This window comes from Pseudomonas sp. PS01298, assembly GCF_029959745.1.
Lineage (GTDB): Bacteria > Pseudomonadota > Gammaproteobacteria > Pseudomonadales > Pseudomonadaceae > Aquipseudomonas > Aquipseudomonas aylmerensis.
Genome location: NZ_JASCPP010000168.1, coordinates 1 through 9,225, shown reverse-complemented (window position 1 = coordinate 9,225; position 9,225 = coordinate 1). Strand labels below are relative to the sequence as shown.

At 64.5% G+C, this 9,225-nt stretch carries 9 protein-coding genes; 5 read left to right on the top strand and 4 right to left on the bottom strand.

Going from position 1 to position 9,225, the window contains the following annotated elements; genetic code table 11:
* Window positions 1–217, top strand: a 217-nt coding sequence (locus tag QMX97_RS30390; protein WP_282398135.1) for a hypothetical protein, incomplete at its 5' end; no start/stop codon positions are given.
* 117 nt (window positions 218–334) lie between these two features.
* Here QMX97_RS30390 and QMX97_RS30385 read toward each other — a convergent pair.
* The 4 genes from QMX97_RS30385 to QMX97_RS30370 all read right to left on the bottom strand — a co-directional run bounded on the left by QMX97_RS30385 (window position 335) and on the right by QMX97_RS30370 (window position 3,606).
* Entirely contained in the window at window positions 335–1,255 is a 921-nt protein-coding gene (locus QMX97_RS30385; RefSeq protein ID WP_282398134.1) for a FecR domain-containing protein, read from the bottom strand.
* A complete protein-coding gene (locus tag QMX97_RS30380; protein ID WP_282398133.1) occupies window positions 1,252–1,770 on the bottom strand; it encodes a sigma-70 family RNA polymerase sigma factor in 519 nt (172 codons plus the stop codon). Before QMX97_RS30380 ends, QMX97_RS30385 begins: the two co-directional genes overlap by 4 nt.
* A gap of 93 nt (window positions 1,771–1,863) precedes the next feature.
* A complete protein-coding gene (locus tag QMX97_RS30375) occupies window positions 1,864–2,481 on the bottom strand; it encodes an LpxA family transferase (protein WP_120448472.1) in 618 nt (205 codons plus the stop codon).
* Between the two features lie 48 nt (window positions 2,482–2,529).
* Window positions 2,530–3,606, bottom strand: coding sequence for a sigma-54 dependent transcriptional regulator (locus QMX97_RS30370; protein ID WP_065901248.1), 1,077 nt, complete (start codon window positions 3,604–3,606; stop codon window positions 2,530–2,532).
* A 401-nt stretch (window positions 3,607–4,007) separates the two neighbouring features.
* Here QMX97_RS30370 and QMX97_RS30365 point away from each other — a divergent pair, with 401 nt between their 5' ends.
* The 4 genes from QMX97_RS30365 to QMX97_RS30350 are packed head-to-tail and all read left to right on the top strand — an operon-like array spanning window position 4,008 to window position 9,096.
* On the top strand, window positions 4,008–5,075 hold the full coding sequence (locus QMX97_RS30365; protein ID WP_282398132.1) for an ABC transporter substrate-binding protein: 1,068 nt from the start codon (window positions 4,008–4,010) through the stop codon (window positions 5,073–5,075).
* Between the two features lie 14 nt (window positions 5,076–5,089).
* On the top strand, window positions 5,090–6,316 hold the full coding sequence (locus QMX97_RS30360; RefSeq protein ID WP_065901243.1) for a lipase family protein: 1,227 nt from the start codon (window positions 5,090–5,092) through the stop codon (window positions 6,314–6,316).
* A gap of 13 nt (window positions 6,317–6,329) precedes the next feature.
* Window positions 6,330–7,535 carry an LLM class flavin-dependent oxidoreductase gene (locus QMX97_RS30355; protein ID WP_282398131.1) on the top strand — a complete coding sequence of 402 codons (1,206 nt, stop codon included), beginning with the start codon at window positions 6,330–6,332 and terminating at the stop codon, window positions 7,533–7,535.
* A 4-nt stretch (window positions 7,536–7,539) separates the two neighbouring features.
* A complete protein-coding gene (locus tag QMX97_RS30350) occupies window positions 7,540–9,096 on the top strand; it encodes an ABC transporter substrate-binding protein (protein ID WP_282398130.1) in 1,557 nt (518 codons plus the stop codon).
* The last annotated feature ends 129 nt before the right edge of the window (window positions 9,097–9,225 follow it).

The window sequence follows — 9,225 nt, the reverse complement described above, 5'->3', positions numbered from 1 at the left end:
CATTGTGGCCCCTGGCATTTCTGCGGCTGATGAACTCATCGTGCCCCCTGGGATTTCTGGGGCTGATGAACTCATCGTGACCCCTGGAATTTCTGGGGCTGATGACCTCATTGTGATCTCTGGAATTTCTGGGGCTGATGAACTCATTGTGGCGAGCGGGCTTGCCCCGCGTTGGGCTGCGAAGCGGCTCCAGAACCTGACACCGAGGATTGCCTGACACACCGCATTCTGCTGGATTGGGGCTGCTGCACAGCCCAACGCGGGGCAAGCCCGCTCACCACAATTAAAAACGCAGCAGCCATATAACTCCAAGTGGCAACCACCACCACAACCCTCAAACAGCCGTGTCCCGCGGTGCCAGGGTCACCCAATAGCGGGTGCGTGAGTGCAGCTCCAGCCCCAGCGTCGAAGCCAGCAGGCTGAGGATGCGGTCGGTGTCATCGAGGCGGAAACTGCCGGTGACCCGCAGCGATTCCAGGCGCGGATCCCAGCGCAATACACCCGGGCGATAGCGCTCCAGTTCACGCAGGAAATCCCCCAGCGCCTGGTTCTGTGCCGTCAGCACGCCGTCGCGCCAGCCCAGTTGCAGCACATCGAACGGCGCCCAGGCACCCAGCCCGCTGACTTGCAGAGACGCTTGTTGACCGCCTTGCAGCGTCGCCAATTGCCCTTTCAGGTCGCGTACCTGCACCGCACCCTTGAGCACCGAGACCCGGCAGCCGGAAGCCAGTTGCCGCACACACACCTCGGCCTGGCTGACGCGCAATTGGCCATAGCGGGTGTCCACGGTCAGCGCTGCCGTACCCGGCACCGTCAGCGCCAGTTCGCCGTCGACCAGGGTCACGCGGCGTTGCGCCACGTCCACTGCCGTCGCGGTGTTGAGCTGCAGGCTGGCGCCGTCCGCCAGTGGCAGGCGCTTGCGCTCGCCGGTGGCGGTGCGCAGGTCGGCACGCCAGGCGTCGAGGGGCATCTGGCGGCTGATCAGCCAGGCCGCCGGCACCAGTGCCGCCACACCCAATGCGCGCTTGAGCACCGCGCGACGCCCCGGCTGCGGGCGGTCGAGGCTGGCCATGGCAAGTGCCTGGGGCAGCTCACTGAAGCGCTGGCGCAGGCTTTGCGCGCGCTGCCAGGTCTGTTCGTGCTGGGGATGACTGTCGCGCCAGTGCTGCAGGGCCGCGTGATCACGCTCGGTGGCGGCGCCGGATTCCAGCAGTGCCAGCCACTGGGCGGCCGCACGCGCGACGTCACGGTTCACAGCTCCACCAGCAGGCAATGTTCATAAGCCTGGGCCATGTAGCGCTTCACGGTGCGCTCGGACACTGCCAGGCGCTCGGCGATCTCGCGATACCCCAGGCCTTCGAGCTGGCTCCACAAGAACGCGCGGCGAACCACGGCCGGCAAGCCATCGAGCAATTCATCCAGGGCCTGCAGGGTTTCCAGCACCAACCAGCGTTGTTCGGGCGACGGTACACAGGCTTCGGGCAAGGTGGCCAGGGCATTCAGGTAGGCCTGTTCGAGGCTGCGGCGCTGATGAAAATTCACCAGCAGGCGCTTGCCGACGGTCACCAGGTAAGCCCGCGGTTCCTGCATCTGCGCGATCGGCTGGGCACTCGCAAGCACCCGCAGGAACGTGTCCTGGCTCAGGTCGGCCGCATCCCAGGCATTGCCCAGGCGCTGCCGCAGCCAGCTTTCGAGCCAACTGCGATGCTCGCGGTACAGGCACGACAAAGTCAGTTCGGGGGCGTGCGTAGGGACAACAGCATCATTCATGGCGAGCAACCTGCACGGGCGCGATTATGTCTCAAATGAGATTCATTCTAATTAATATCCCGCCGCGACACCACGAACTTTTCAACCTTGCGTTTATATCGGTGCCTCGGCGTCGAACACCTGCCCGCGCCCAATCACGCTGGCAGGCGCCAACACCGCCCCCGGGGCCAGCACTGCATTGGCTCCGATGCGGCACTGGTCACCGAGCAACGCGCCGAACTTGTCGCACCCGGTGCGCTGCAACAGCCCTGCGACGCGCACCTGCACTTCCTTGTCGTCGCGCTCGTTGCGGTAGTTGGCGACGATGCTGCCCGCCTCCAGGTTGATACCGTGGCCGAGCACCGAATCGCCAACAAAGTTGAAGTGCGCCAGCTTGCTGCCGCTGAACACGAAGGAAGTTTTCAACTCGGCACCCGGGCCGATGATGCAGCCCGCATCCAGCCAACACCCTCCGCGCAGCAGTGCGCCGCTGGCGATAAAGCAATCGGCGCCAATGATCAGCGGCGGCTTGAGCAAGGCGCCCGGTTCGACAATGGCACTGCGGTGGATAGCAATTTCGCCTTGCACGCTGTAGTCGTCAGCCGGCAGGTCGGCCAGCAGCTGGCGAACCACAGCAGGTGCCTGGGTCACCAGCGCCCAGGGCGACAGGTCGGCCCAGGGGGCCAGTGCGGAGCGGGAAATATCGGCGATGTAATCGGTCAGTCGGATCAATGTCGAGCCCTCTACGGTTCAGAGAAGCTCGAAACGCTAACACCCGGTTTACTGGCCGTCGAGCAGCGCAGGCTTGCCCAGTTCGCCGATCTTCTCCAGCCGCGCGCGCACGATATTGCGGCTGATATTGAGCAGCCGCCCGGTCTGCAACTGGTTGCCGTGGCAGTAGCGGTACGCCGCGCGAAAGATGGTCTCTTCGATGTGTTCGTAGAGGTCTGGAATGTTTTGCTCGAACAGCGCGTTGAGTGCGCTTTCCAGGTCGACCGGGCCGCTGATGGCCGGCGGCGCATGGTTGGCTTCGTCCTGGCGAATGCCCGACGAACGCATGTCCACCAAGTGCAGATCGGCCGGTTGCACACGCTGGTTGCGGCACACCAGCAAGGCATGGTGAATGGCGTTTTCCAGCTCGCGGATATTCCCCGGCCAGCTGTGTTCGAGCATTTTGCGCTCGGCCTCCAGGCTCAGGCTGGCGCGGTTGTAGCCCAGGCGCTGGCAGTGCTCTTCAAGGAAGAATTCGGCCAGCGGCAGGATGTCACCGGGGCGCTCGCGCAGCGGTGGCAGGCGGATCGTCGCGACGTGCAGACGGTAGAATAAATCCTCACGAAAATGCCCCGCCACTACCGCGTCCGCGAGGTTGACGTTGGTCGCCGCCACCAGCCGCACATTGATCGGGATGGGCGTTCGCGACCCCAGGCGCACCACCTCGCGCTCCTGCAGCACGCGCAGCAATTTCACCTGCATGTTCAGTGGCAGGTCGCCGATTTCATCGAGGAACAATGTGCCGCCGTTCGCCGCTTCAAACCAGCCAGCCTTGTGCGTGGTAGCCCCGGTGAACGCGCCCTTTTCATGGCCGAACAGTTCGCTCTCCACCAGGGTTTCGGCGAAGGCACCGCAGTTCACCGCGACAAAGGGCTCGCGTCCGCGTCGACTCAAATTGTGAATGTGCCGCGCGACCAATTCCTTGCCGGTGCCCGTCTCGCCAATGATCAAGGTGTTGGCCTCGCTGGGCGCGAGGCGCTCGATACGCGCCAGCAGTTCCTGCGAGCGCGGGTCCTTGAAGACCAGCACGGTGGCACGCACCGACTTGGTCAATTCACGGGCGTTGGGATGGGTGATCAGCGACATGGTGCATTCCTGGCAGTAAAAGCGCGTGCTCAATAGTGCATGAAGTTTTCTAGACCATTTAATTATTAATTAATATTTATATATTCCCTGATCGAATATACCAGCAGCGACACCTGGCACTGCTGCTGGAGCAGCAACCGGCCAGCACTAGCGTGTTCGCCCATCAGCAACCAGCCTTTCGAGCGACCCTTCGACGAAACCCTGCAGGCCTTGCAACACGCGGGCTAGAGCGCTTTTTTCGCTGGCTGGCATGCAATCTGCTCTGTCCCTCCCAACACGATCTCCGTGCAGGAGCCGACGTGCTGGCGATAGCGTCTTTTCAGGCGCTGCAAGGCTCAAGGGCCGCATCGCCGGCAAGCCGGCTCCTACCGGGGTTGTCAATTCAGGTAGGGAGAACGCCCATGAAAAACCTCTGGCGCAAGACCATCGCGGCACTGTTCGGGGTACTTGCAATCAGCACCGTCCACGCCGCTCCGACCTCGGTGAAAATCGCCATCGTGGCCTACACCCAAGGCGGTAAACCGGTGTTTGGTGGCATCGCTGGGCGTGTGATCGAGGAGGGCTGGCTTGAAGCGCAACTGCGCGAGCGCGGGGTCAAGCTGGAATGGATCGCCCTGCCCCACGCCGGCGCCGGCCCACAGATCAACGAGGGCTTCAGCAACAACAGCCTGGACTTCGCCGTGCGCGGCGACCTGCCTTCCGTCATCGCCGGTGCCGGCGGTGTGCCGGGCAAGCTGATCGTGCCCGGGGGCAGCGGCAACAACATCTACCTGGTGGTGCCCGAAGGCTCCAGCGCCAAGACCATCGAAGATCTCAAGGGCAAGCGCCTGGCGCTGCACCGTGGCCGTCCCTGGGAGTTCGCCTTCAGCAACTTCCTGGCCAGCAAGGGCCTGAAACTCGACGACTTCAAGATCGCCAACCTCAACCCGCAGGTCGGCGCCGCAGCGGTCTCGGCCGGCAAGGTCGATGCGGCCGTGCTGCTCAGCGAAGCCTACGCCCTGGAAGACAAAGGCGTGGGCAAGATCATCTGGTCGACCAAACAAGGCAGCAACGACTGGCGCCTGGTCTCGGACCTGTGGGGCACCGACGCGTTTGTGCAACAGAACCCGGACATCACCCAATTGCTCGCCACCGCGTGGGTCAAGGCGGCGTGGTGGATTTCCCAGCCGCAGAACCAGGACGCCTATTACGAGTTGTCTTCGCGCGCCGGCACCGCCGAGAGCGTGCTGCGCCGCGACGACCAGAACGACCCGGTGGCCTGGAAAGATCGCTGGGCACCGAAAAGCGACGCGCAACTCAAGGCCCACTACCAGGCGCTGACCGCCTACGCGCTGGCCAACCACCTGATTCGCGACACCTACGACATCGGCCCGTCACTGGCCACCGGCTTCACCAACCAGGCCCTGATCGACCTGAAACTCACCGACTACTGGCCGGCCCTGCGTGGCCAGGTCAGCACTAATCCTTGATAGGGAAATGACTGATGAAACTGCCGCACTCCTTCGCCTTCGGTCTCAGCGTACTGGCCTTGTCCATGAGCGCCTTCGCCGCCGACGTGCACGCCCCCAAGCCCGACCCGCTGCAAGGCGATGGCCGCGTCTCGGCGTTCTACACCTGGGAAAAAGTCATTCCGGCCACCCCCGGCAAACTGCTGCGCAGCGAACCGCTGGACAAGACCCTGAGCCTGGCAAACGCCGCCAGTGCCCAACGCATTCTGTACACCTCCACCGATGGCATCGATAACAAGACGCCGATCGTGGTCTCCGGCGCGCTGTTCCTGCCCAAGGGCAAGGCACCGGCCGGCGGCTGGCCCGTGGTCAGCTGGGGCCACGGCACCGTAGGCGTGGCGGACGTGTGCGCGCCGTCCTGGCAAGGTCGCTCCTACCGCGATGTGACCTACCTCAACCGCTGGCTGGAAGAAGGGTTTGCGGTGGTCGCCACCGACTACCAAGGCCTCGGCGTGCCCGGCGGCCATCCATTGCTCAACAGCCGCATGGCGGCCTACGGCATTCTCGACGCCGCCAAGGCGGTGGTCGCCGATGTGCCGGGGCTGGCGGATAAAGTCTTGATCGTCGGCCAGTCCCAGGGCGGTGCCGGGGCCTTTGCCGCCGCAGCCTATGCCGCCACCTATGCGCCGAACCTGGGCGTCAAGGGCAGCGTGGGCACCGGCGTGATCTACACCCTCGACTACGCGAAGAACCCCAGTGAAGAAGTGCGCAACAAAGTCGACCCGACCCTGGCCTACGGTTTCTACACCTTGCTGGCGGCCCAGCAATACGACCCGAGCATCAACCCGGCCGACTTCTACACCGACAAGGCCCTGCCGCTGTTCGAACAGGCGCGCACCAGTTGCCTGTTTGCCCTGGAAGGCGACGTCGAAGGCCTCGGCCTGAGCATTGCCAACACCAAGAAAGACTACAAGGGCAAACAACTCGCGCCGTGGCTCGCGCAAATTGCCTACCCGACCCTGAAGACCTCCAAGCCGATCTTCATCGGCACCGGCGCCGAAGACACCACCCCCGCTGCCGCCACCCAGGTCAAGCTGATGCAGGACGCCTGCAACGCCGGCTCCATCGTCGAAGGCCACCTGTACAAGGGCCTGGGCCACAGCGCCACGGTCAATGCGTCGCTCAAGGACTCGATCCCGTTTGCCCACAAGGTCATCAACGACCAGCCGATTACCCCGGTGTGCGCCCCGAGCGCGCAATAAGCAGGAGGCTTGCATGAGCATCGAATTCTTCACCCGCCTGCCGCTGCACGGCGAAACCCAGTTCCTGCCCGGCGATCCACGCAACCGTGGCGACTGGCATCGCGGCGGCGCCAACAGCACTGGCGCAGTGTCCGGGTTCAGCGTGGGCGACCACTTCACCTATATCGACTACCTGGGGCAGATCGCCAAGGCGGCCGAGATCAACCAGTTCGGCGGTGCGTTGATGGTCAACGCGCCGACCGGTGAAGAACCCTGGACGGTCTGCTCGCTGCTCGCCCGCGAGACCCGCACCTTGCAGTTTGTCACGGCGTTCCAGCCCTACCACTACACCCCGTGGGTGGCCGTGCAGCAGGCGGCCACCTACCAGCGCGCCACCGGCAACCGGCTGGTCTGGAACATCATCAACGGCGGCTCGGACGCGATCCAGCGCCAGGTTGGCGACTACAGCGACCACGATGAACGCTACGCGCGTGCCACCGAGTTCATGGACGTGGTCAAGGGCTATTGGCACAACGAGACCTTCCACTACGACGGCAAATTCTACAAAGCCGATGGCGGTGGCCTGCGCGGGCCGCTGAAGAAGGCCCAGTTGCCGCTGATCTGCACCGCCGGCTCGTCGATTGCGGCCCGCGAGTTCGCTGCCAAGCACGCCGACTTTTACCTGATGCGCGCCGAGCACCCGGATGAAATCGCCGCGCTGATCGCCGACCTGCGCCAGCGCGCCCTCAAGTGGGGACGCACCGACATTCGCTTCGGCCTGTCGATCGACGTGATCACGCGCGAGACCGAAGACCTGGCCCGCACCGAGGCCAAGCGCTTCTTCGACGAAGGCATCGCCCGTGGCGCGGTCAAGGCCGTGGCCGCGCATGCCGGGCTGCGCACCGCGCGCAAACTGAGCTATGAGCATGGCTTTGCCGAGAAGAACGAAGCGCAGGGCTTCGACGACTTCTTCATTCACCCCAATGTGTGGACCGGCTTCGGCTATATCGGCATTCCGCCGGGCTGCGCGCTGGTGGGCAGCTACGAGAACGTGGTGGCGCGGATTCGCGAGTACAACAGCATCGGCATCGACCTGTTCTTCCTCGCCGGCTACCCGCACCTGGAAGAAGCCTATCGCCTCGGCGAGCATATCCTCCCGCACTTTCGCAGCGAGCGGGTCGAACTGAGCCGCACACCGGAGCCGGTGCGCGAACTGCACTCGGCCAATGGCGGGGCCTGACGCCATGACCTTACTCCTCAGCCGCCGGGACTTTCTCGGCTACAGCGCAACCGTCGGCGGCGGCCTGCTGCTGGCGGGCTGCGGCCCCAGCGACACACCCGGCGCGGTCGCCGGCAACGACCAGCCACGCTACGGCGGACGCCTGCGCCTGGGGATTCTCGACGGCAACCAGAGTGGCAACCTCGACGCGCACAAGCCGATTGGCAGCGGCATCGTCCGCGGCTTCGCGCTGTACAGCAAGCTATGGGAATGGGACGAGCAGATGCAGCCGCGCCTGGCGCTGGCCGAGTTCGCCGAGCCGAATGCCGACGCCAGCGCCTGGACCCTGCGCCTGCGTCCGGGCCTGGAGTTCCACAACGGCAAGACCATCGATGCCGATGACCTGATCTTCTCGATCCGGCGCCTGACCGATCCGCAACTCGCCTCGCCGTATGCGGCGCTGCTGCACTGGGTGGACCGCGACAACCTGGTCAAGCTCGACGACCGCACCGTGCGCCTGGGCTTTCGTGACGGACGCAGCTACATGCCGCTGGCGGAAACCTGGGTCAACTTTGGCGGCATCGTGCCCGTGGACTATCACCCGGTCACCAACCCGGTGGGCGCCGGCCCCTACAAACTGAAAAGCTTTACCCCCGGCCAGCGCTCGCTGTTCACCCGTTTCGACAACTACTACAAGGACGGCAAGCCCTACGCCGACGAGCTGGAAATCATCGACTTCAAGGACCAGGTCTCACGCCTCGCGGCCCTGCGCGCCGGGCAGATCGACATGGCCAACGTGATGCCCACCGAGCAACTGCCGATCCTGCAAAAGGACCCACGCCTGCAGGTGATCAAGTCGGTGACCGGCAACTGGCTGTCCTTCGACATGAACCTGGACAAACCGCCGTTCAACGACCTGCGCGTGCGCGAGGCGTTCCGCCTGATGGCCGACCGTGAGGAACTGGTGCGCCGTGCGCTCAACGGCCAGGGCCGCGTGGCCAACGATTTGTATGCGCCCAGCGACCCGACCTTCAACCACGACCTCGGCCCTCGCGCCCACGACCCGCAACGCGCGGCGCAATTGCTCAAGGACGCCGGCCAGGAAAACCTCGAGGTGGAGCTGATCACCACCCCGGGCCCCGGCTTGAGTTCGGCGCTGGTGCTGGCCGAACAAGCCAAGCGCATCGGCGTGACGCTCAAGGTCAAGCAGGTGGACCTGGCGACGTTCCAGGGCCCGCTGAAAAACGACTGGACCCTGAGCACCGGCGGCAGCATCGGCGCGCCGTTCCTGGCCAGTGCGATTCACACGGATGCACCGTTCGCGGTGTCGAACAAGACCCACTTCAACGACCCGCAGTTCAGCGAACTGTTCCTCGCCGCCATGGCCCAACCCGACCTGGAAAAACGCAAGGCCCTGGTGCATCAGGTGCAGCAAATCCAGTACGAGCGCGGCGGCATGTTGATCTGGGGCTACGCCGACCTGCTCGACAGCGTGTCCACCCGCGTCGGAGGTGCGCAATCGGAAGAGTCACTGTTCAGCACCTGGCGCTTCGAGAAGCTCTGGCTCAAAGACACCGCCTGACCGACTGACACCGCCTATCCCTGTAGGCGCCGGCTTGCCGGCGATGACGTCCGTCAGGCCGAAGCCAGGCGCGAAGCCCTCATCGCCGGCAAGCCGGCCGCCTGCAAGGGCACACCGCATTGATCCAAT